Source organism: Brevibacillus sp. WF146 (assembly GCF_001673705.2).
In the GTDB taxonomy this organism is placed as follows: Bacteria; Bacillota; Bacilli; order Brevibacillales; family Brevibacillaceae; genus Brevibacillus; species Brevibacillus thermoruber.
In genome coordinates this window covers 613,091-636,711 of record NZ_CP109943.1, presented here as the reverse complement: position 1 = coordinate 636,711, position 23,621 = coordinate 613,091, and the positions used below count along the sequence as shown (strand labels likewise).

Sequence of the window (23,621 nt, the reverse complement as noted above, 5' to 3'; positions counted from 1 at the left end):
CTTGCTCTTGATGTTCTTCCCGCTGTACTTCCATCATAGCGTATTTTTTCCAAGATGGCTATCAAGAGAATCTGACAGAGTTGTGAGACGGCCGACCGTTCTACCGAAAGACCGTCAGCGAATAGACGCGGCAGCCATGCCCCACCTGCCCCCTGATTGTCTCCGCGCACGCACGCAGCGTGGAACCGGTGGTGTAGATATCGTCCACGAGCAGGATGGCGTCGGGAGCCATGAGCCGACGCCCAAGAAATGCCGAGCCGATTCTCCGCCACCAGAGCAGCGTGCCCCCACGTTCACGGACATCTGATCCGCCGCCATCCCCAACGATATCCGGCTCGCGTTTACGACAGGATACAGGGCCCACCCACTCAAACGCTCCCCGCATGCTCTCCTGCCGCGCCGTACGCCCTCCCTGCCTGCTCAGTTTCGGGGTATGTCTCGTCCGCGCCAGCAGGGGGACAACCTCCACGCCGATGCGTTTGCCCAGGCCGCTCACCATCAGCTCCACCTGGTTGAAGCCGCGCTCCCGCAAACGGTTGTCATGGAGCGGAACAGCCGCTGCACACCGGAACCGGATTGATCCGTAGTAGCGGTAAAAGGCCAGCGCCAGCAAAGCGGCAAACAAGCCGGCCATGCGTTCGTCTCCCCTGTATTTGAAACGGCTGAGCATGTCTTTTCCCCACTCGTTGTAGACAAGCAGCCCCCGGTTGCCTGCCAACGGTTCATCCCTGACAGACGCGCAGTCCCCGCACTTCTGTCGATCCGACAGCAGGGAAGGCGTCCGGCCGCCCATATCCCGTCCGCACTGGATGCAAATCCGCTCTCCCAAGATCGGCAGGAGCCGAAGACAATCGGCACACAGCCCCAGTCCGTCCAGCAGTCGGTAGACCGCCGGGTAGCGGGCGGAACGCGCTATGGTCAGAGACAAGCGCCGGACCGCCGCCTCCCGCTCCCGCGAGGCCACCCGGCCGCCGCAGCTTACACACGGCTCCCGCAGCATGATGGCGCCTCCTTTTTCCGCAGCCGCTCCGCCAGCCGGTTCATCCTGCGAATCTGCCTGATGGCAGCGTAGGGTGCGGTGGAACGATGAGACTGGATAAACAGTACCGTTCCCTCTGGTGCGTCGGCGGAGCGGCCCACGCGTCCGGCAATCTGGACGAGGGAGGCCTCGTCAAAAACGGGGGCATCCGCCCCGACCACAATTACGTCGCTGTGCGGAATGGTAACGCCCCGCTCCAGAATGGTGGTGGTCACCATCACCGCATGACGCTTGTCCCGAAAGAGGCGCACCTTCTGCTCCCGCTCCGGATCGGCGGCATGGACGCCCGCCATCGCGTTTGCGTGATTCGGCAGGCGGGCCTGCAAATACTGCAGGACCCGGGGAACGTCCTCCACCCGCGGGACAAAGACGAACACCTGACGCCCGGCCGCGAGGGAAGCCTTGACGCCATCGAGAAGCGGCGGCACGGGACGCCCCTGCCGCATCCGCTTGTCCAGGGCAGCCACCGTGCACACCCTGGGCACCGGCAGAGGAAACCCGTGATACCGCCCCGGCAGCAGGACGTGGGTAGCGGAGTGGGCGGGGAACCGGAATGCGGATGGGACCAGCCGCTTCCGCAAATAGCGGGGCGGCGTGGCGCTCAGATACAGGGTTTTCCCACCGGGCTGAACGGCTCGGGAAACCGCCCGGTACAAGACAGGGTTGTTGTGGTACGGAAAAGCGTCAGCCTCATCCAGCACGACTAGGGGAAAGCGCTGATAGTACCGCATCACCTGGTGGGTGGTGGCGACGGTAATGTCGGCGTCCTCCCATTTCTCCCGGCTGGACCCGTGAACGGCGATCACGCGCGCCGCCGGGAAAACGCGCTGCAAACGGGGTGCCAACTCCAGCACCACGTCCTTGCGCGGCGTGGCGATCAACACCGGTCCGCCGTCCGCCAGCGTCTCCCGGATGGCTGGGAACAAGAGCTCGGTTTTCCCCGCTCCGCAGACCGCCCACATCAAAAACGCCGAAGGCCCCGGTTTGCTGGCCGCCACGAAGCGCCTGGCCCGTTCCGCCGCTGCCGCCTGCATCGGTGAATACCGCCCCTCCCACTGGAGAACGGCCGCCGCGCTGTCCTTGCGAAAGCGGGTGCGTTTGCCGGGAACGCAGAGATACGGCGTGCAGCATTTGCTTCTGCCCATGTCCAAACATGTCGTGCAGTATGCGCAGCCCTGCCCGCAGGTGTGGCAGAGCGTGAGCGCGATCCCCCGCTCGCTGCCGCAGCGGCCGCACCGCATCGCCAAACGGCGGCGCCACCAGTCCCATCTCACAAACAGCTCAATGCCCGGCCGCCACTCCGCTTTCCCGTCGAGAACCAGCCACTGCAGACATTCCCTGCGCAGACTTCCCGTCCAGCCGCGCCTGTGCAGAAAGCCGTCCAGCTCTTCCAGCAGCAAAGCGCGTCCCTGCAGCAGCAGATGCAGCCGCTCGCTGTCTGCGCGAAGATCGGGAAGGGCACCAGCGGGGAAAGGGGATCCCGGACCGAACGGTGCCTCCCTCCCGGCATCGGCATCTTCCCCCTCATCAGCCTGTCGGCCATCCGCATCCCCCGCGTCTTCCCCGGCCCTCTCGAACAAAAACCACTCTCCCCTGAGCGGCTGCATGTCCCGCGCTTCCCGGCCGTACAAGGCGTTGGCTTCCCTGACGTGCTCCAGCGCCCATTCCCGCATGGCGGCAATATCCTCTTCCCCGACGTCCCGTCCCTGCAGCCGCGCGTTCAGCACTCCTCTCAGGTAAAAGGCCAGCGCCAGCGACGGGCTTTTGCCGATGACGTGGAGCCTGCAGCCGTCCCGCTCCCGCCAATACGTCTGATCCACCGCAAAACACGGCGTCACATACACGTGCGCCGCCTCGTCCCCCACTTTTACATAGAGCAGGTACTCTCGCACACTACCGCCTCCGTCCCCCTTGTCTCACACGACCAGTGTGCAAAAAGACAGCGGCTGCCCGCAAATATTTCGGGACAACCATCGTCCCGTGAAGCAGGACCACGGCAAAAGAAAAAAGCGCGCTACATCGCGCGCTCCCACTCGCCCGTACGGCGAAGGTCTATGGTCACGGCCGGGACGGCGGCCGCCTCTTCCCCGTCGTCGGCGCAGAGGTGGCCGGCCCGTTTCAAAACAGCCATGATGCCACATGTATCATCAGTCGATCCGTAATCGACATACGATATGCGTATGGGCGTGCCGCTCCAATACGAACGGACCTGCAGCCGCCGGACCGCGTATTCCACCACCTGCTCCGAGTTGCCGAGCAGCAGTCGGTAATGCACGCATGATTGGTCCGCGCGTTCCGCCATCCGGCTGATCCAGCGGTTTGCAAGCGTCACCATCAGAGAGGAGCAGCCATATGCCGCCAACAGCCACACCACCAACTCTTCCATCACGGTCATACCTCCTCCTGCAATCAAGGTATGCGGAATGGCTTGTTCATGGTGCAGCCGCCTTCTTTTTTTACAGTTTTACCCAGCCGTTTTTAATGGAAATGACCACGGCCTGCGTCCGGTCCTGAACGCTCAGTTTTTGCAAAATGCTGCTGACGTGGTTTTTGACCGTCTTCTCACTGATAAACAAAAACTCCCCGATGGCCCGGTTGCTCTTCCCTTCCGCCATCAACTGCAGCACCTCGCGCTCGCGGCGGGTCAGCGACTCGATCACCTTGGGATCGACCGGCTCCGAATCCTCTACCGCAAACGTCCGTTCCGCCGCTCCTTCCTGTTCGCTCAGGCGGCGAAACTCTTCAATCAGCTTGCCTGTTACTTTCGGATGGATATACGCGCCGCCTCCGGCCACCACGCGAACGGCTTCCACCAGATCGTTCGTCCCCATCTCTTTCAGCAGATAGCCGGACGCTCCGGAACGCAGCGTGCGGTACACGTAGCCTTCGTCGTCATGAATGGACAGGATGATCACACGGGTATCCGGGCTTACGGAAATGACGTGTTCCGCGGCGGAGACACCGTTGACATTGGGCATGTTAATGTCCATCAGGACCACATCCGGCTTGTGCTCCTCGGCGAGGCGATACGCCTCTTCCCCGTCGGAACCTTCGCCGATTACCCGAAAATCGCTTTCCATTTCCAAAATCCGCTTTACGCCCTCACGGAACAGTTGATGATCGTCCACTATGACAATCCGGATTTCTTGCTGCCTTTTCTCCATGTTCATCCTCCCTATGCACGATTTCGCACTCAAAATTTAACCGGTATTTGAAACATCACTTTCGTTCCTTCTCCAGGCGACGACTGCAGCTCCATCGTACCTTCGAGCAGCTGCGCCCGCTCCTTCATGCCCAACAGCCCAAAGGACCCTCCTTTGGCTGTGCGCTTGTCTACGTCAAAGCCGACCCCGTCATCTTTGACAACGAGAACCAGCGAATCCTCCAAAAACTCGAGTTTCACCTGGACCGTGCTGGCCCCCGCATGCTTTTCCACGTTGTTCAGGCACTCCTGTACCAGACGGAAGATGGCGGCTTTGACGGAGCTCTTGAGCGGCTGCTCCACGCCAAACACGACCAGGTCGACGGAGACGTGCGTTCGCTCCTCGTAGGTTTGAATGTATTTCTGCAGCGTGGGCACCAGCCCCAAATCGTCCAGCGCCATCGGCCGCAGGTCAAAAATGATCCGCCTAACATCGGCCAAGCTCATGCGGACCATCTCTTTCAATTCGTGCAGTTCCATCTGCGCTTCCAGGATGCGGTCGTTTTTCAGCATCTTCTCCACGATTTCCGAGCGCAGCACCACGTTGGCCATCGATTGGGCCGGACCGTCGTGAATTTCGCGCGCGACGCGCTTCCGTTCTTCCTCCTGGGCCTGAATGATCTTCAACCCCATCATCTGATGCTGCTTGGCCGTCTCCAGCGCTTCGTCGACCTTGCTCAAGTCGCCGGTCAGGTACCCGAGCACAACCCCCATCTGCGTGACCAGCTTTTCCGCCCGCTCGATCGTCTCCTCCAGATTGCGAAGCTGCCGCTCCAGATCATTGCGCCTGCGCTTCAGGTTGTTTTCCCGTTCCCGGAAAATGGACAGCTCCACCTGGATGCGGCTCGCTTCCTCGTACGCGATGCGGATGTCTTCTTCCGTATAGGTGTGGAAGTTGCGGCTCACCAGCACCAGTCGGTTGCGCGACTTGCGGTAGGCGAGCTCCAGCGCGTCCACCTTTTGTATCACTTTGGAAATTTCCTGTCGCAATTCATGCAATTCCAGCTTTAACGCATTGCCCTGCTGGCGTGCATGTTCCGAAATCTCAAAGATTTGCGCCTTGCTTGCCTCCACCGTTTCAATCGTTCGTTTAATCACTCCATCCAACATGCTGATGCTGATTGCCTGATTCATTCCTGCTCTCCTTCAAATCCGTTTTTCGCTTTCGTAAATAGCTGGTGGAGTTGGGCAGTATCCATCTCGCGCAAACCGACGTCAAAGCGCGGGATGGCCAGCGGATTGACGCCGGGTGTCACCACTCCCGGATTGGAGTTGAACACGTAACGGTAGCCGGCTTGTTGGGCTGTCTGCAGAACGATGTCATTGAAAAAGCCGAACGGCAAGGATATGGTATCCACCGGTCGGCCCACCAGATCGCTCAGGCCGACGCGGGACATGGTAAAGTCAACGTACAATCGGTTCCGGTATTCCTGCTCGTTTTCCAGGCGCTGCACATCCTCCATGTATACGGGAGCGGTCTTTGGCCCCCATTCTCCCCATTCGCTGCTGGCGGCCTGTTCATGCAGACTGTAAGTGTGTGAGCCGATATCCACCAGCCCGGAAACGAGCATTTCTTTTATCTGTTGGCGAGTCAACGGTGTCGTCATATTTTCTCGCTTGCGCTCCACGGTGTCCCGCAGCCGACCTGCTATGGCAAAATTGACGGATGGAAACTGGTACCGGCGCAGCACGGGAAACGCATGCGTGTAGTAACTCTCGTATCCATCGTCAAACGTAATCAGCACGGCGTTGTCGGTGGACAGCACGCCGGTGTCGACAAAACGCAAAAACTCCGACAGCGAAATCGGATGCAGGTCATTCTCGCGCAAAAACGCCATATGCCGGGCAAATTGGTCCGGGTCAATCACATAGCGTTGGTTCAATTGGTTCGACACATGGTGGTAGGTCAGCACCACCACCCGATTTCGATACCACTGCCTGGGTACGACGGCTTCGTCCTTTTCGGCCGTTCGTTCCCGCGCTGCAGCGGCTTCCTCCCCGCTTGTGCTTATAGACGTAGGAACCGGGGGAAAATGTTGCACTTTTGGCATGTTCTTATTTGGAAGATACACACCCCCGAGCAGTCCGGCAGTCACGACCAGACCGAACGACACCAGAATGACAAGGAAGAAGGGCCACCTTTTCGGCAACAAAATCCCTCCTTACAGCCTACATAGTGATTCGACACCGGTGAACGGATTCCTTTATGACTGGATTACCATTCCTATCCAAGAAAAAAAGCCTAGTGCGTGCACTAGGCTCTCCCTACTCGGTTGTTATTTCAACAGATTGGCAGCGTCCTGTTTCAGCGCTTCCGCCTTGTCTGTCTTCTCCCACGGCACATTCAGGTCGTTACGCCCAAAGTGACCGTATGCCGCGGTTTGCTTGTAGATCGGACGACGCAGGTCAAGCTGCTTGATGATCCCTGCCGGGCGCAGGTCGAAGTGCTTGCGGACGAGCTTCACCAGCTCCTCCTCGGCGATCTTGCCGGTGCCGAACGTATCCACGCTGATGGACACAGGCTGTGCCACACCGATGGCGTACGCTACCTGCACTTCGCACTTGTCCGCCAGGCCGGCCGCGACGATGTTCTTCGCCACGTAGCGCGCTGCGTATGCGCCGGAGCGGTCCACCTTTGTCGGGTCTTTGCCGGAGAACGCGCCGCCGCCGTGACGAGCGTAGCCGCCGTAAGTGTCCACGATGATTTTGCGTCCGGTCAAACCGGCGTCGCCCTGCGGACCGCCGATCACGAAACGGCCGGTCGGGTTGATGAAGTACTTGGTCTCGTCATCCAGCAGTTCAGCGGGAACGACCGGCTTGATGACGTGTTCCATCAGGTCTTTCTTGATTTGTTCCAGCGTCGCTTCCGGCGCGTGTTGGGTGGAGATGACAATGGTGTCGATGCGCACCGGCTTGTCGCCTTCGTATTCCACGGTCACCTGCGTTTTGCCGTCCGGACGCAGATAGCTGAGCGTGCCGTTTTTGCGCACTTCGGTCAGGCGGCGGGCCAGCTTGTGCGCCATGCTGATCGGCAGCGGCATCAGTTCAGGCGTTTCGTTGCAGGCAAACCCGAACATCAACCCTTGGTCGCCGGCGCCGATCGCTTCGATTTCCTCGTCGGTCATCTTGCCTTCGCGCGCTTCCAGGGCCTGGTCCACACCCAGGGCGATGTCGGCAGACTGCTCGCCGATCGCGGTGATGACGCCGCACGTGTCTGCGTCAAAGCCGAATTTGGCGCGGTCATAGCCGATTTCGCGGATCGTGTCGCGCACCAGCTTTTGAATGTCCACATAGGTGTTGGTGGTGATTTCACCCGCCACGAGCACGAGACCGGTGGTTACGGACGTTTCGCAAGCCACGCGGGCGTTCGGATCCTTTGCCAGGATCGCATCCAGAATGGCGTCGGAAATTTGGTCACAAATCTTATCCGGATGACCTTCGGTGACAGATTCAGAAGTGAACAGACGACGACCTTTTTGCAATGCCATGTGTACGACCTCCTTTGGACTCATACAAATAGTGTGGTAGCCGAAACAGGTTCTTATCAGACGAAGGCACATGCAAAAAAAAACCTTTTCCGTTTGAGGAAAAGGTGCTTGTTTTGATGCGTTCCTTACCTCTTATCGGCCAGAACAGATATCCGTTCTGCTGGTTAGCACCGCTCAAGTCGGTTGCCGGGCTTCATAGGGCCAGTCCCTCCGCCTGCTCTGGATAAGAGTATCCATTACGGATAATAGGATACTGGTTTTTCTCTTCGGTGTCAATATGCACTTAGCGGATTTCGTATTTGCCGCGCACCATGATGTAGGCCACGCCGCCGTAGTTCGGGTCCAGCCGCAATCCGCGGTTGTCGGAGCGGGCGATCAGGAGCAGGTGGTTGTGGGAAACCGGTGCACCGGCACGGAGATCCGCCCCCTCCGTAATGTCGGTCAGACCATCTCCCTTGTCGCCGGCGACAGCCTGCACCTGTCCGGTGCGGACGATGAATTCCGTCCCTTCAAAGCCGTACAGCGTCTGGCCCGGATACAGCTCCACCACGGTCAATCCGCTGGTCCCGCTGCCGCCTCCACTGCCCAGCGCTCGTTGGATCTGCTGATCGACGTAGCTCTTCGTCACGACCGGGTCGTCTGCGGAACCCGGCACGCCGGCGCTTCCGCCGTCAGCCATCGCCTGGGAAGCAAAAATGGCCGTGCCGACTACCGCGGCTGCAAGCAATCCTTTTGTCGCTTTGTTCATCTCGATGTCCTCTCCTTTTCTGAAGATCACAATTGATAGACCCTGGCCAACAGGACGACCACCTCGGCCCGGGTCGCGCGTCCCTGCGGCTTGAAGAGATTCCCGTATCCCTTCAGCCAGCCTCTGGAGGTGAGCGCCTCAATGGCCGGAGACGCCCAGTGGCTGGTCGGTACGTCACGGTACGAAGACCTGCTGTGCTTGTACAAGAGCAGGTTCTGGGCGCGGGCTGCCATCTGGGCCATCTCCGCCCGGGAGATGGGCTGGTTCGGCTTGATCGTCCGGTTGGGGTACCCCTGCAAAATACCCAGTTGATAAGCCTTCAAGAGCGACTGGTACGCCCAATGGGAGCTGGACAGGTCGCCGAACGGATTGCGGCCCGTGTACGACCCCACCGGCAGCCCTTTGGCCCGCATGGCCTGGATCAGCATGGTGGCAAACTGTGCCCGCGTCACCTGCTGGTTGGGCTGGAACGTGGCGTTTTCAAAGCCCTTGACGACCCCTTTTCGGGTCAGCCGGGCGATGTCGGAGCGGGCCCAGTGACCGGCGATGTCGCGGTAGCCGTCCACCAGCTTTTCCTTGTGCAGCGTGAGGCGGTAGGCGTCGTATTTGAACGAAACCGCGCTGCTCAATCGGATGTAGTACCTGCCGGGCTTGAGCTTCAATCCGATGACTTCCTTGCCCTGATCGGACAACTGGGCCACCTGGTCGGTAGCGGCCAGCGCATAATTGAACGTTTGGGACCCGTAGATCTCGATGCGCATCCCCCTGGACACAGGGACAAACGGCGCGCGAACGCTGACGTAGGATTCCGAATCGACGGTAAATTGGAACCAGTCCGAGTCGGTATGGGTCGGCAAGGTGCCCGTCATCAGCGTGCCGTTGGCCAGATGAGACGCCTGGCGATACGTATCGTTGGGTTCGTTGATGTCCTTGCGAACCGGCGTGTAGGTCAAATCCAGCCGGTATTCCCCGTTTACCTGATTGCGCCAGTACTCGCTGATCCGGATGTAGTACTTGCCCGGCGACACCTCTTTTTGTGCCCGCTCGGTCGGGTCGTCCCGGTCCCCGGTGTCGTACTCTTCCCATCCCTGCCCCTGTTTGCCGATGCGCATGTTCAGATCCATCCGCTTGGTGTCAGGGGTAACGGTAATGTTCAGCCGGCCATACTCGCGCACGTAGTAGGAAAACCAGTCCTGGTCGCCTTCTTCGTGAAAATTGCCGGTCACGCTGATCTGATTCCCGACCAGCGGACGCGCCGTATCCATGTTGTTGTTTCGTTCGTAGCGGTCCGGGTTGATCGCAAACGAACTGGTCAGCACGTAGGTAAACGCGTTGACCCCGCCGCTTCGCTCCAGTTTGATCAGCATCCGTCCGGCCTTGGCCGGAACCGTCAGGGTATCGCCGTTGCCGATGTAATACGTGACCGGCGTGCGATTCTCCGAATAAAACGTGGCGGCCATGGGGGACGATATCGATGTGGTGACAGAACCCCTCAACGTCACTTTTCCGTCGTAGGGAATATCCATCTTGTACCAGTCAATCGTGTCGGACGGGTTGAGCCGGCCGCGAATCTGCGACTCGATGGGAAACGGACTGGCTTGTCCCATGCTGTTGTTCGGCTCGTGAAAATCCGTCGAGGGATTGGTTCGGACGGCCCGGTAGACATTGAGCAGGCCGTAGCCCGTTCGCCGGTCCCAGCCGCGCTCGCCGAGATCGGTGGCGGTCTGGTACAGGAGCTGCCGCACATCGAACGGCGACATGCCGGGATGGCGTGCCAGCACAAGCGCAGCGGCCCCGGCCACCTGGGGAGCGGCGGCCGATGTGCCGCTCAACGTGCCGTATTTGCCTCCGGGCTTGGTGGTGTACACGTTCATGCCGGGTGCCACCAGATTCAACTCCGGCCCCGAATTGGACTCGTACAGCGGTTCGTTGTTGCTTTTGACCGCCCCGACGGCGATGACGGTCGGATAAGCAGCCGGATAGGCGACCCGGTCGCTCTCGTTGCCGCTGGCCGCCACCAGCACCGCTCCGCTCGCTTCCGCCCGTTGGACCGCCTCCGTCAAGGCTTTGGAGTACGACATGCTGCTGACCGACATGAGGATCACCTTGGCCCCCCGATCCAGCGCCATGTGTATCCCCTTGGCGACCACGTCAATACTGTCCTGCTGGCCGTATTTGTCCAGCACCTTGATCGGCAGGATGCGGGCGTTCCACAGCACCCCGGACACCCCGATGCCGTTGTTTCCCCTGGCCGCGATGATGCCTGCCACCGCCGTGCCGTGTCCGTTTGCGCTGTCGTCATAGGGAGACTTGCCCGGATTCACCAGGTTGATCCCCGGCAGCACATTCCCTTTCAAATCGGGATGGTTGGCATCCACCCCTGTATCCAAGACGGCGATGATGATGGAATTGTTGCTGTTCACCGTTTTCCACGCCTGGTCCGCCTTGATCTGCTTCAGGTGGGTCTGGTTGTTTATGTACCGGTCCGATGTAATTCCGGCCGCTGCAGCGGCTCTGACGTTCGCGAAAGCGGCTGTCAGTCCGATGGCGACCACAAGCCCCAATATGATAACTCTCCTCATGAAAATGACAGTCCTTCCTCCCCTGTTTCCGCATGCCGGCGAAACACAAGGAATGCAGGTAGTGGCGGGTCACATGCCCTTCTCTCTTCATTCTATCTATCTAGCATAGCGGAATAAATGGACGAAACGCAACCCTGTCAATCCAATTCTTGGAACGCTGACGACATTCCCGGCAAACGGCAGAACCCCCTTCCGCCGCGGCAAAAGGGGGTCTCCCTGAAACGTTCCGTTATTGCAAAAAGCCCTTCGGCTGCGAGGTTTCGGAAGCAGCCTGCTCTTTTTTCTGCTGTTTGGCCTTGGGGATGAAAGCGGTACAATCGGCGGCTTTCACGCCTTCTTTCTTGATCGACGTCGCCGGGATTTCAAACGCCCAGATCCGACTGCCCTTGGCTTCCACTTTCAAGTTTTCCAGCGTGTAGTGAACGCGGGCTACCGCATCTCCTGCCTTGTCGTGCACGATAATCGGCACTTCCGTAAACTCCAGGCGCTTGTTCAGCCCGTTGCGGAACAGCACGACCACCTTCAGGCCGTTGTTGGTTCCCTCCGTAATGTCCAGCACCTGCAGGTCCACCAGGCCTTCTTCAACCGGCAGAGCGGCCGCCTTTTCCCGATACTGCTGCTGCTCCTCTTCGGTCAGCTCTCCGCCCAGCATTTCCGGATGCTCGGCTGTTTTCTCAGGTTTCTTGTACTCCAGCGTGAGCGGCACTTCCTTATCCGGCAGGTCGTCAAACTCGCTCCACGGGAACAGGAACTCGCACGGGCGGCTCGACTTGTCGCCGATCGGCCCAAACTCCAGCAGATGAAACGTTTTGCGGGCGACGACTTTTCCATCCGGCGTCACCAGTCTCAAAGGCAGCCGCTGAAACAGCATGCTGCGGCTGGTGGCATTGCGGATAAAGGTAAGCACGAGATACCCTTCCTGCGTCACCTGGGTAAAAAACGGGAAGATCCCCACTTCATCCCGCACCACAGGCGGCAGCTCGTCGTGGATGTACTGCAGCAACTCCGTTTCCTGCTCCTCCAGCTTATCGCCCCATGGGCCGTGCAGGCTCAGGATCATTTCCTTGGACGGGATGCGATTGGACGACTGCTCCGGATTGTCGATCCCGGACACGCCCAGGTAAAACTCCTTTTGCAGGTGCTTGTGCACCTCTTCGCGCACTTGCTCCAGGCTCTCTTTGGAGCCAAACCAGTTTTCCAGCAACCAACTCATGACAAAACCTCCTCATTTCCCGACCGGCGGATCACACATAGCAGATGCAGGGGCGGTCAGGTAACCTCCAACACCCATCGTTTCAGGCTGGCGTTCGGCTTTTTCACTGCATTTGCCGGGAAGACAAACAGCCACGGACGGCTGGTCCCCGGACGGACCCGAATGCTGCTGCCGTCTATCACCCCGGTTGCGACCAAGTCGCCCTCCGTGTCGGAAACGGTAATCTTCAATTGATCCGGGCGATAGTCTACCGGCAAGCCATTACGGAACAGCACGGCCACCACCAGTTCTCCCTTTTTCGTCCAGCCGATGTCAAATCCGGTAGCCTCTACGGATTCGGCCTCAATCGGCGGCAGCGAATGGATCAAGAGCTCCAGGCGGTCTTTTTGCCGTTCAGTCATGCGTGCTTCCATCTGCGGGTCGAGGTCGAGATGATTGGGCCAGACGTAAGGGTTGGCCTGCGCCTTCATCATCACTTTCCAGCGTGTGAAGCTGAAATTCTCATGCAGGTACGTGCCCTCCGGAAAGAAGACCTCCCACGGACGGCTGCTGCGCGGCGGAATCGATCCCATTCCGCTCAGATCAACCCGCTGACGAGCAAACGGCTTGTCGTCCAGATAGATCGCCAGGGTAATGTCTTTAAACCGCACGGGGCGGTCCAGACCATTGCGGACAAACATCGCCACAGTAAGTCCCTCCGGATTCGGAATCAGACTGAATCCGGTCACGCTGATGCTTCCGGCGGGCACATCCGGCAGTTGTGCCTGCAGAAAACGGAGGGTGTACTTTTTCTCGTTGTCCAACTGCTGCTCCCAGGCCGGGTGAAGGGACAGGTCCGTCCGCACTTTCTGGTTCCGGGCCTCCGCAGCCGGTACGTCCTCTCCAGCTTCAACCTCCGCCTCCTGTTCGCTCAGTTCGGCAAAATCGACAGCCGCATCTTCCTGAATGTCTTTTTTCAACTCTTCCACGGAGCGCGTTTTTCCCTGCTCCTTGTTCAGCCAATTCTTAAAAAAGGAAAACATCTGCATCCTCCTCTCCTGACCGCAGCACAAATGAAGCTTCTCTCTATGATAAGACTTTTCTGCAGGCGGGGTCAAATGGCCGCGGACGATTGAACGCCCGCCTTACCCCTGCGGCACGCCCACCTTCCACCGAGAGAAGTCCGCGCCATCCTTCAACACGCTTTCTTTGGGGTAGATAAACATCCACGGCTTGCTGGTATTGGCGTTGACGGTCAATCCGCCCAGTTCAAACAGCCCTTCCGCCACCTTGTCTCCCGCCGCGTCGTAAAGGGCGAGCGGCAGCTTCTCGATGGACAGTGACTGCGTCGACCCATTGCGGATCAAGAGCATCGCGTGCAGCGCACCGTCCTCCGCCCGGCGAAGCTGAACGCTCTGGATATTGACTTCCCCTTCCTTTAGCGGCGGCAGCCGTTTGGCCAGTTCGATCAGGGACTGTTTCTGCTCGTCCGTCAGTGCCTTGATCCACGACTCTTCCAGTTCCAACTGCTGAGGCAGCACCATCTTTTTCTGCGCCAGCTCAAACGCGATCTTCCAGTTGGTGAGCAGGACGTTCACCTGCAGGAAGTGCTCCCGCTTAAACACAAACGTCCACGGCCTGGCCGCGTACGGCGGAATTTCGCCCAGCTCTCCCAGGTCAAACGTCTGTCGGGTAAACAACTGCTGATCCCCAAACAAAACGACCAGCGGCATCTCTCCCAGGCGCAGGGGCCGGTTGGTGCCGTTGCGCAGGAAAGCCGTCACCTGAACGCCGTCGTCGTGCGGGACAAGCGAAATGCCGGCCAGGGAAATGTTCCCCTCCTCCAGCGGCGGCAGTTCCTGTGCCATAAACGACAACGCGTATTTCTCCTGCATGTTCAGCCGCTTTTCCCACGACTCATGCAGCGACAGGGATGTGGTCACGCCAGCCGCCTTGGACTCCGTCTCTTTCCGCTCCGGTGCCTTCTCGGACACGCCGGTATCGGCTGCCGGCAATACCGACTCCTCCTGCACCTGCTGTTTCACATCTTCCGGCGTCGGCGTCTTCCCCAACATGTTTTTCAAAAAGGATAACATAACGTCTCTCCCAACTTTTCTCTACATCTATATGTAAAGGAATATAGAGATGCTGTTCGTACTCCACTATAGCACAGTGAGCCCTTAATGCAACATCGAAAACTTGGTATCCGTTCAAGGCTTTTGACGGTTTCGCCGAATGGCTTCAGGCGCCGTCCTGGCGGTCACGGAGATCGCGTGCCGATCTTCATCGCGGATCGGCAATCCCTGTTAGAATACCTGTGCGGTTTCGTCCCGTCAAGAAATGGAGCGCGTTGGATGCGGGCATGGTGCCTTCTAAAACAAATAGAGAGGGCAAAACCTGCGTATGGTTCGCCCTCTCGTTTCGACTCAGGTTGTTGTCTTTACGGCGTCGTCACCGTCTGTGTGCCGGAGCCGGCCGATTCGGAAGCCTCGCTGGTTGGTGCCGTTTCCGAGGCAGCGGATTCCGATGTGTTTGACGCTTCGCTCGCGTCTGCTGCCGGTGTGGGCGCTGCTTCTTCCCCTTCTCCGCTTGTTGCCGGTGTCTCCGGTGTGGTGTCGATATCGTCGGTTCCCGTCAGGCTGCCATCCTCGATGATGATCAGATCCCCTTTCTGCTGATAACCGACTTTTGCCTTCAGCGTTTCCCCAATAAAACGGAGCGGCAAAAAGAGGCGGCCCTTTTTGATCACCGGCGGGGTCTCCAGCTTGATCTTCTCCCCATTCACTTCCGCTTCGCCGGAATCGAGATACAGCGTGATCTTGTTGTCGCCGCGCACCACTTCGACGGTGCGGGTCTCCCCGTTCCACTTCACCTCGGCCTTCAGCGCAGCGCCGATGGCACGCACAGGCACCAGAGCGCGTCCCTTTTCCACGAACGGGGCGGTGTCCATCACGACTTCTTTTCCATTGACAAACGTCTTCAGCGACGTGTCGCCCGTTTTCTCGTACAGTTCGCCCAACTTGTCGAACAGTTTCTGATCGCCCGGTTTATAGAAGCGGTTGAGCAGTTCTTTTTGAACGTCCAGCGCCTGCTTCAGTTCGGACTGCTGCTCCAGCATCTTGGTCAGCTCTTCGTATTTCGCTTTCAGTTCTTCCGTTGCCTCTTTGACGTGCTTCAACTGCTGACGCAGTTCGATCAGTTCCTTCTTGGTCTTGACAGCTTGCTGGATGGCTTCATTTTTGGAAGACGGGGCCGTTCCATCCGCGCGTGACTCCGTGGAAGGCGTTTGGGAAGCAGGTGATTCCGTTTGAGAAGGGGCTTCCCGCCCCGGTTTTGCTTGTGGGGAACCGCCTTCCGCGGTCGAACCGGTAGGCTTGTCCTTGTCCGGTTTCTCCTTTTCTTTCCCGTTCTTTTTGTCCTTATCCGGTTTTCCCTTGTCTTTGCCCTTTCCCTTGTCGTCTTTGTCCCCTTGACCGCCACCGTTCCCTTTTTGGGCTTCTTTTACCGGTTTTTCCGCATGGACGGCGGCCAGAGGCGTACAGGCCAGCAGGGTGAGCACCAAACTTGCAGACAGCCATTTTTTCATCGTATGTCCCTCCCGCTTGCACCAGAAGTAATACGTGCTCTGTTTACCATATCGGCAAATCGGTGGGAACTTGATAGGGGAAAAGAGGATCCGGCTATAAAAACAGCAAGCCCCACGGAAATGGAGCTTGCTGAGTGAGGCTGCCGCTATGCAGGTGTGACATGTCCCTTTTTTGTCCAAGTGCCGACCGGCTTCTTCTGGGCGGAAACGCCCGTTTCACACACCCGTTCCGCAGCGGCGCCGGGTAATGGCATCATGCCTGTTCCAGAATCTCGTCGATTGTGGCCAGCGTCTCGTCCGGAATCGTCACCCCGGAGGCTTTCACGTTGTGTTCCACCTGCTCGGGCACGCTCGCTCCGATGATCGCGCTGGAGACGTTCGGTTGGCGCAGCGTCCAGGCCAACGCAAGCTGAGCCAAGGAAAGCCCCAGTTCTTCGGCAATGGGACGCAGACGCTCCACCTTGCGCAGGTTCTCTTCTTTCAACCACGATTTCACTGTCTGATTGCCGTGTTTGTCGGCCGCCCGGCTGACAGCAGGCGCATCATTCACCGTTCGGTACTTGCCGGCAAGCACGCCCTGCGCCAGCGGCGAATAGACGACCTGTCCGATGCCGTTTCGCTCGCACAGCGGAATGATTTCCTTCTCAATCTCTCTTGCAAACATGTTGTACAGCGGTTGATTCGCCACGATCCGGTGCAGCAGGTATTTGTCCATGATCGATACCGCTTCGGCGATTTGCGCCGCTGTCCAGTTGCTGATACCGACATACAGCACCTTGCCCTGCCGGACGAGATCGTCCATCGCCCGCAGCGTCTCTTCCATGGGGGTGTCGTTGTCGAAGGCGTGGCAGTAGTACACGTCGATGTAATCGAGACCGAGCCGCTTCAGGCTCGCTTCGCACTGTTCCATGATGTGCTTGCGGGACAATCCCCGGTCGTTGGGTCGATCGCCCATCGGTCCCCAGACTTTGGTCGCCAACACGTACGACTCGCGGGGATACTTCCGCAGGGCCTCACCGACCACCTTCTCCGCTTCCCCGTTCATGTAAATGTTGGCTGTGTCGAAGAAGTTGATTCCCAGTTCATAGGCCTTGTCGATGGTGGAGATCGCCTCCTCCCTGCCGACATAGCCTCCGTACGTCAGCCAGCTTCCCAGGCTGATTTCGCTCACTTTCAATCCCGAGTTTCCGAGACGACGGTAATTCATCTTCGTTCCCTCCCGAGAAAGTATTCGAAAAGCGGGTAGCTGCCGCGACTCCTTCTCTATTTTATCACGAAGCTGTCCGAGCGCTTCAAGATGTCAAGAGGCAAACTCAACAGAAAGACCTCACCCATAGCGATGAGGTCCTTTTCCAACACGTTTCCCTACACCCGAAAACGCGAAATGAGTTTCTGCAGGTCTTCAGACATTTGAGAGAGAGCCAGGGCCGAAGACGAGATTTCTTCCATGGAGGCCAACTGTTCTTCCGCAGCGGCAGACACATTCTGCGTTCCTGCGGCTGTTTCATTTGCCACTTCCCGGATCAAGGTGATGGATTGCACGATTTCTTCCACAGACGCCGACATCTGCTGCGTGCTGGCGGATACCTCCTGAATCTGAACGGCAACGTCATCCACGGAACGCTGAATGTGCGCGAATGACGTTCCCGCCTGGGTCACGACGTCCATTCCTTCGCTCACTTCGTCCTTTACCTGATCCATGGAAGCGACCGCTTTCTCCATCTGCCCGCGGATCATCGAAATGACGTCGTTGATTTGATTCGCAGACGCCGCCGACTGCTCCGCAAGTTTCCGCACTTCATCGGCAACGACTGCGAATCCCCGGCCGTGCTCACCCGCTCTTGCCGCTTCAATGGCTGCGTTCAGCGCCAACAGATTCGTTTGGGAGGCAATGTCGGTAATCACTTGCACAATGTGACCAATTTCCATGGAACGTTCGCCCAATTCCTTGATGACCGCTGCCAGGTCGTTCACCTTGTCGTGAATCGACCCCATCTGATCGCTGGCGGTTTGGATCGCCCGATTTCCTTCCTCCGCCACCTGGGCTGCCTGTACGGAAGAGGCGGATACCTTCTGGGCGTTGGCCGCAATTTGTTGGATTCCCTGCGCCATCTCCTGAACAATCTGGGCACTTTGGCCTACGCTGGAGGCCTGCTGCTCGGAGCCTGAGGCGACTGCCTGCACGGTGGCAGCGATTTGCTCCGTGGCTTTACTTGTTTGCTCAGCACTGGCTGTCAGCTCTTCAGCGGAGGCTGCCACCTGTTCAGCGTTGATGCGCACTTGCTGAATCAAGCCGCGCAAATTGTTTTTCATGACCGTAAAGGAATGAGCCAGTTCCCCGATCTCATCTCTGTTTGTTACATGAAGATCGTCCTCTGTCAGGTCGCCTGACGCAATTTTTTCGGCCGAGGACGCGAGCTGCACAACGGGTCGCGCAATCAGTCTGGAAACCACATAGCCAATGCAAATCGCCAGGATGACTGCCATCACGCTGATCATCGACACGGTTGTCACCACTCCGTTTACCATCGCGGCGTTTTCCTGGGTGGCCTGGGTCATGAGCTGCTGCTGTCGTTCACTGATCTGGTCCGCGATCGTTCGAATATCCCGTGAAATCGGAAACAAAGAGGTCGTGGCAAAGTTCAGAGCCTGCTCTTTCGCTGCCGAAGCTATCAGATCTTTCGATTTTAGAAACTGCTTGTTCAGTTGTTCGATCTTGCTCAGGGAAACCTTGGTTTCCTGCGTATCGGCCAGTCCCATGGAGGTGGAGACCAATGCCGACAACTGCTTGCTTGCATCCTCCACTTTTTTCATCGCTTCTGCATTTTGGGTCAACAAATAGTCTCGCAAACTGCTGTTCAATTGGGTCGCGTGCACTTGAATGTTCTTCGCGTTCAAGAGGATGATGGCTCTTCGGTTCATGAGATCAGAATACGAGCTGTCCACTTTCTTGAGAAAGTAAAAAGACAGGCCGCTCACCATTACCAAAAGAAAAGCGACTGATAAAAATCCGGCGGTTACTTTTCTGCCAATCGTCCATTTCATGTCTGTACTCCTCCGATTGATAGGGACTTGCGTCTCAGACTGTTCGTTCACGACCTTGTTCGATAGGAAAAAATGCCAAGGATTAGATAGTATCAAACTACCACGAGAACGCATGATGGTCAATGCCCTCCGGCATGCGAGCCGTTTCCTCCTCCATCCGGGTTCCCAGGCAAAGGGCTGTTTCTGCTGCACATTTTTGGTTCCCATGTACGAATGTATAAGAACGTTGGAAACGGTCTCCATAGCATGAAGTAGCACAAGGAAAGGAGGAAGGGTTATGGATCACACTGCGTACCATCGAAGCAGATGGCGGCATCACTTGCGGATGGCGGAACACTTTCGGGCGTTAAAAATGACTCATCAGCACAATCGCATCCTGCATCACCGGTTCGCGGAACGAGAACATTTTCACCGTATGCGGGCACATCACCATCGGAAGATGATGCATCGGCGTTAACCGTCACATGGCTCCCCCTGGGGGGGCTTTATCTTTGTCTCAATCAGTTCCCTCCATTTGTAAAGCGCGAGGGCAAGGAGCCCATCGCGCTTTTTCAGACATCCCGGCTTCGTGTAGCGTGTAACGTCATTGACAACGACAGCATCGGCAAACCTTGCACGTGCACTTGCGACATCTGCAGCAGCCGCAGCGGCGTTTTCTCTTCATGGTGATCACCTCTATCCGCAATCTCTGATACAAGGTATTCAGCTTCTTCCGAAATCGTGTGGACAATCGTGCACAACGGGATGGGGCGTGTTTCCATGCGAGGAGAACGTCCAATTTGTTGGTCGATCCGTATCAGTCCAGTCGGGGGTGATTTTTTGGACATACAGTAATACAGGCCCCATGTTGCCAGCCGCAGGGAGGGAACATATGATAACGGTTCATTTGTTGTTCGTTTTGCTTACGACACTGTATTGCGTCTTCCATGCGTACCGACGTCGGAACAAGATTCGCTGCATGACCGGAATGATGATGGCGATGACGTTGGCCATGGTATCCAGTCTTTCCATTGGGTTGCTGTTGGGGATTTGGCTTTATCCGGATCTGAACCTGCCGACTTTTATCGGCGCTGCCGTTGGAATCGCGGTAGGGTTTTTGACGGGCAAACCGGTAAGCCTGATGGCGGCCATGGACGGAATGCTCGCCGGATTGATGGGGGGCATGATGGGAGCGATGTTTGGCAACATGCTTACGGTCCCCGCACCGATGATCTGGTTTGTGGACATCATCTTTGGTCTCATGGTCCTGCTGTTCTTTTTTCTGATACAGGAAGAAGAAGAGCATTTTGAACAGACGAAGAATGAGGATTCTTCCCATGAACAATAAGGGATTGGCATGGATGTTTGTATCGCTGCTGGTTGTCGTTTCACTGTCCGTGTTCTTCTTCCCGTGGAATCCAAACGGGTCCTCGCCCCATGACGGACAGCAATCGGACACACATGCACACCATCACGGCGATCACAAGATGGAGGTGGCATTCGACACCCGGACGCTCGCGGACGGGGACGTCATCTTGACCGCTCACATTCCTGCAGCCGGAAGCAGCACGAACGTGCGGTTCGAACTCTGGAAAAAAGGAGATGCCACACCCCAACAGGTAGAGGTGACAAACCGCGGCAGCGGTCGTTTTGAGGCGAGAACCACGCTGCAGCCGGGTCATTGGGTGTGCGCGGTTCACGTGGAAGAACATTCTACTTCCTCCCATGTTCATCAGGAATTCGAATTTGTCGTGCCGGCGCATTGATGCACATCGTATCGACGGGAAGACACAAGGAGTACCCACCCGTTTCTCTTTGGGGATCTGCTGTCATGCGTTCGCCCGGATCACAGTTGTCCCGGTTGAAAACAAAAACGCCCTTCGTCGGTGACAGACAAAGGGCGAATGTACGAAGACACGATTTCCTTGTGACGACCGGCGAGGTCTGCCGCTAAAACCGGACGGTCTTGTCCCACACCGGTTCCACGTTCATGCGCCGACGCTTGTACTCCAGGACAGCGGCGCGCACCAGCAGGAACATCCACAACTGCGAATAGGTAAAGTACATGACAAAGGAGACGGCCAGATTGACGGGACTTGCCATGCCGTCCGCCACTTCCGCGCTCAACAGTTGGATCACGTAGATCAGCCACGTCTCGAACCACAGCAGGAGCAGGGGGACCGTGTACGACGTGTGGACAATCCCCAGCACGCCCAACAGGAACCACACATCGGAAATGAACAGGACCGCCGCAAACACGATGTAGATGGACAAAATGTGAGCCGCGTGCAAAACAACGTGCCGCTCGCGCCATGCCGGCTTTTCGAACATTTTTCCGATCAACTGCAGATTTCCCTGCATCCATCTCGTTCGCTGCCTCAGCCACACCGCGAATGTTTGGGGCTCCTGCTCCCATGAGCGCGACTGCGGCACAATCGGCAGCCTCCCTCCCAGGGCCGCGAGCGAGATCGACAGGTCGGCATCCTCAGCCAGGGCGGACGAATCCCAGCCGCCAGCGGCGACAAGCGCCTCGCGCTCCACCACCAGATTGGTTCCGGTCAGCGTTCCCAATCCGAACAAATGCCAGCGCCCACATTGCATCAGCAGTTGGAAGACGGCAAACTCCAGGGCGATCATTCGCGTCAGCCAGTTTTTCTCCGCGTTCAGGGTCTTCACGTAGCCGACGGCCCCTACCGCCCCCGGCGTCTGCACGGCCGCCTCGATCAGCAGGCGCAGGGCGTCCGGTTCCGGCTGGTTGTCGGCGTCATACACGGCGATGTAGTTCTCCCGCGCCAGCGTCAGACCGTAGTTCAGCACCCGCCCCTTTCCCTTCGGCGTTCCCGGGGGGACTTTGACATGCCGGATGTGGGAAAACATCGACGCGTAATAGTCGGCGATGTCCCCGGTGGCGTCGGAGGAATTGTCGTTCAGCACATACACCGTCAGCGGACCGTCATACTTCAGTCTCGCCATGGCATCCAGCGTCTGGGCCAAGACCTTTTCCTCGTTGTAGGCCGCGATCAGGATGGCGACGCTGGGGTATTCGTCAAGCGAAGGGGACGGAGCCGCTTTCGATCGGAACGCGAGACCGGCGACACACAGCACCGAATAATAGAGAAGCAGCAGCCAAAACATGGCCGCAATGACGAGCAGGACAACCGACACGGGTCAGCCTCCTCTCCGCCGCACGGATACGGCGTCATCCGCACCGAATTCTTCCAGCAGGGCCTCCACCGCAGGCCAGCCCTGGAACACGGACAAGTCTTCGACGCACACCCACGACATGACCACGTCCGCGCGAAGCCTTCGCTGCCGGAGCAGCAGCCAGTGAAACCGCCGCAGCGCGCGGTGGGCCCCTTCCCGGTCGCAGCGCTGCAGCACGATCGCGATGGTCGAGGGCGAAATGCGTCCCACGATGTCAAACTGGTCGCGCACGGACGCCAGCGCCGTCTCTCCGACCACCTGCAGCACAGCTTCCGGCGTGTAGCGCCGGCCTCCAAACCCGACAACGTATGAAGGAATGGACACAAAAATGATCACGCCCGGTTCGTTTCGCCGGCGCAGAGAGACCACGATCGCTTTCAAGCGGTCTTTGAATTCATTTGCACTCAGCACAGACACCGCCTCGTCCATTTTGCGGAGAGCGGCAATCTGCCGCTGCGCTTCCTCGTATTGACGCGCCCACCTGCGCAGCTCGGCCGCCTGCGCCCATGACGCAGCCGCAAGCCCCAACACCACAAGCTGAAGAACGATGGACTGAAATTGCGTACCGACGTCCCACCCGAATTTCCATCCCTGTGCCACGGCTGAAAAGGCGTGGAGCAGGATGACGGCGACCAGCAAGGTGAAGGATCGGAGTGGGGACAAGAACAGGAAAAGCCCGTACAGCAGGGCAGCGGCGGCCAAAACAAGCCATGCGACGCCCACAGGCACCAACATGGCAAGCCAAACCGCCAGCATGAGTTGAATCAGCGTTAATACGGCAACACTGACACTTCGTTTCATGATGTGATCTTCCCGATGTTATGACTTCGAACCCATTCTGTTCGTATTATGGCACCACGTCAATTATATTGGCTATCAACAATTTATGCCACCGAGATTCCGGATATGTTTCCGGTCAGGAACACCACAAAAAACATACAGGGACGCTTAAACAGGCATGTCCCGTTAGGCGTTCCTTTCTACCTCTTTGTCAACTAAATGATTGCGCATAAAATAAAAGTATTCACACATTTACCAACAGAGTTATGCACAAAATGTGGATAAGTGATCAGGAACACGAGGATGTTGCGATGACGAAAAAGAAAAAGCCACCCGGTTCCCCGAGTGACTGCTGTCACGTTCGATTCCGCTATTCCCGAACAAATGCCAACAACCGTTTTTCGGCCAATGCGGCGTCCCCTCTGATTTCAAAAAGCAGCTTCAGATGGCTTGCATGCGAGATGGCCAGTCTTGCCGCGTGATACAGCTCGGGCTTCTTCTGTGAAACGAAAATCATCACTTCCGACACCGGCGAAACGACTACCTTTATTCGCAGCAGTTCGTTCAGAATGGAAATGAACTGTTTCACGGTCAATCTATCGGCTGAATTTTTCATCGCCAGGACTTCCTCGATCAAATCCTTGGCGCGTTCCTTCTGCAGCGTTTTGGGATTGGGTATGTGCAGTTCCATGATCTCACCTCTCTCCTGCACATACCCTTATCTCCCGGAGGTTAAACCTGACGAGTGTCCGTTCACCTGCAGGCGGCTTTCCTCT

The 23,621-nt window shown here is 57.7% G+C and carries 20 protein-coding genes and 1 riboswitch; of the genes, 2 read left to right on the top strand and 18 right to left on the bottom strand.

Going from position 1 to position 23,621, the window contains the following annotated elements:
- Positions 1-100: 100 nt before the first annotated feature.
- The 15 genes from A6764_RS03150 to A6764_RS03080 all read right to left on the bottom strand — a co-directional run bounded on the left by A6764_RS03150 (position 101) and on the right by A6764_RS03080 (position 18,996).
- The gene (locus tag A6764_RS03150) at positions 101-1,000 is read right to left on the bottom strand and encodes a ComF family protein (protein WP_029100302.1); all 900 of its coding nucleotides are present in this window, start codon (positions 998-1,000) and stop codon (positions 101-103) included.
- Positions 979-2,931 carry an ATP-dependent helicase ComFA gene (locus A6764_RS03145; RefSeq protein ID WP_065067383.1) on the bottom strand — a complete coding sequence of 651 codons (1,953 nt, stop codon included), beginning with the start codon at positions 2,929-2,931 and terminating at the stop codon, positions 979-981. Before A6764_RS03145 ends, A6764_RS03150 begins: the two co-directional genes overlap by 22 nt.
- A gap of 122 nt (positions 2,932-3,053) precedes the next feature.
- The gene (locus A6764_RS03140) at positions 3,054-3,425 is read right to left on the bottom strand and encodes a hypothetical protein (RefSeq protein WP_029100304.1); all 372 of its coding nucleotides are present in this window, start codon (positions 3,423-3,425) and stop codon (positions 3,054-3,056) included.
- A 70-nt stretch (positions 3,426-3,495) separates the two neighbouring features.
- A complete protein-coding gene (locus A6764_RS03135) occupies positions 3,496-4,203 on the bottom strand; it encodes a response regulator (RefSeq protein ID WP_029100305.1) in 708 nt (235 codons plus the stop codon).
- Between the two features lie 29 nt (positions 4,204-4,232).
- On the bottom strand, positions 4,233-5,375 hold the full coding sequence (locus A6764_RS03130) for a sensor histidine kinase (protein ID WP_029100306.1): 1,143 nt from the start codon (positions 5,373-5,375) through the stop codon (positions 4,233-4,235).
- The gene (locus A6764_RS03125) at positions 5,372-6,391 is read right to left on the bottom strand and encodes a polysaccharide deacetylase family protein (RefSeq protein WP_035290172.1); all 1,020 of its coding nucleotides are present in this window, start codon (positions 6,389-6,391) and stop codon (positions 5,372-5,374) included. The genes A6764_RS03130 and A6764_RS03125 overlap by 4 nt, the downstream gene beginning before the upstream one ends.
- Positions 6,392-6,517: 126 nt before the next feature.
- The gene (metK, locus tag A6764_RS03120) at positions 6,518-7,729 is read right to left on the bottom strand and encodes a methionine adenosyltransferase (RefSeq protein WP_029100308.1); all 1,212 of its coding nucleotides are present in this window, start codon (positions 7,727-7,729) and stop codon (positions 6,518-6,520) included.
- 129 nt (positions 7,730-7,858) lie between these two features.
- Positions 7,859-7,959: riboswitch (SAM riboswitch) on the bottom strand.
- Positions 7,960-8,012: 53 nt separating this feature from the next.
- Complete coding sequence (locus A6764_RS03115) at positions 8,013-8,477, bottom strand: hypothetical protein (RefSeq protein WP_029100309.1); 465 nt, start codon at positions 8,475-8,477, stop codon at positions 8,013-8,015.
- Between the two features lie 26 nt (positions 8,478-8,503).
- Complete coding sequence (locus tag A6764_RS03110; RefSeq protein ID WP_065067384.1) at positions 8,504-11,059, bottom strand: S8 family peptidase; 2,556 nt, start codon at positions 11,057-11,059, stop codon at positions 8,504-8,506.
- Between the two features lie 229 nt (positions 11,060-11,288).
- Positions 11,289-12,272, bottom strand: coding sequence for an SLAP domain-containing protein (locus tag A6764_RS03105; RefSeq protein WP_029100311.1), 984 nt, complete (start codon positions 12,270-12,272; stop codon positions 11,289-11,291).
- Between the two features lie 56 nt (positions 12,273-12,328).
- Complete coding sequence (locus tag A6764_RS03100) at positions 12,329-13,294, bottom strand: SLAP domain-containing protein (RefSeq protein WP_065067385.1); 966 nt, start codon at positions 13,292-13,294, stop codon at positions 12,329-12,331.
- 102 nt (positions 13,295-13,396) lie between these two features.
- Positions 13,397-14,347, bottom strand: coding sequence for an accessory Sec system S-layer assembly protein (locus A6764_RS03095; protein ID WP_065067386.1), 951 nt, complete (start codon positions 14,345-14,347; stop codon positions 13,397-13,399).
- A gap of 344 nt (positions 14,348-14,691) precedes the next feature.
- On the bottom strand, positions 14,692-15,837 hold the full coding sequence (locus A6764_RS03090; RefSeq protein WP_065067387.1) for a copper amine oxidase N-terminal domain-containing protein: 1,146 nt from the start codon (positions 15,835-15,837) through the stop codon (positions 14,692-14,694).
- Between the two features lie 253 nt (positions 15,838-16,090).
- Positions 16,091-17,044: an aldo/keto reductase family protein gene (locus A6764_RS03085; protein WP_065067388.1), complete on the bottom strand. Its 954-nt coding sequence runs from the start codon at positions 17,042-17,044 to the stop codon at positions 16,091-16,093.
- Between the two features lie 158 nt (positions 17,045-17,202).
- Positions 17,203-18,996 (bottom strand): methyl-accepting chemotaxis protein, encoded by a 1,794-nt coding sequence (locus A6764_RS03080; RefSeq protein ID WP_176703306.1) that lies wholly within the window; start codon positions 18,994-18,996, stop codon positions 17,203-17,205.
- Positions 18,997-19,840: 844 nt separating this feature from the next.
- On the opposite strand from A6764_RS03080, the gene A6764_RS03075 reads away from it, so the two are divergent.
- Positions 19,841-20,209, top strand: a complete 369-nt coding sequence (locus A6764_RS03075) for a hypothetical protein (RefSeq protein ID WP_141669704.1) — start codon at positions 19,841-19,843, stop codon at positions 20,207-20,209.
- Positions 20,199-20,627 (top strand): hypothetical protein, encoded by a 429-nt coding sequence (locus A6764_RS03070; protein ID WP_065067391.1) that lies wholly within the window; start codon positions 20,199-20,201, stop codon positions 20,625-20,627. Before A6764_RS03075 ends, A6764_RS03070 begins: the two co-directional genes overlap by 11 nt.
- Before the next feature lie 184 nt (positions 20,628-20,811).
- On the opposite strand, the gene A6764_RS03065 is transcribed toward A6764_RS03070, so the two are convergent.
- The 3 genes from A6764_RS03065 to A6764_RS03055 form a co-directional block, all read right to left on the bottom strand.
- Positions 20,812-22,026: a glycosyltransferase family 2 protein gene (locus A6764_RS03065; RefSeq protein WP_065067392.1), complete on the bottom strand. Its 1,215-nt coding sequence runs from the start codon at positions 22,024-22,026 to the stop codon at positions 20,812-20,814.
- A gap of 3 nt (positions 22,027-22,029) precedes the next feature.
- The gene (locus A6764_RS03060; RefSeq protein ID WP_065067393.1) at positions 22,030-22,866 is read right to left on the bottom strand and encodes a GGDEF domain-containing protein; all 837 of its coding nucleotides are present in this window, start codon (positions 22,864-22,866) and stop codon (positions 22,030-22,032) included.
- Between the two features lie 349 nt (positions 22,867-23,215).
- The gene (locus A6764_RS03055; RefSeq protein ID WP_029100320.1) at positions 23,216-23,536 is read right to left on the bottom strand and encodes a hypothetical protein; all 321 of its coding nucleotides are present in this window, start codon (positions 23,534-23,536) and stop codon (positions 23,216-23,218) included.
- Positions 23,537-23,621: the final 85 nt, after the last annotated feature.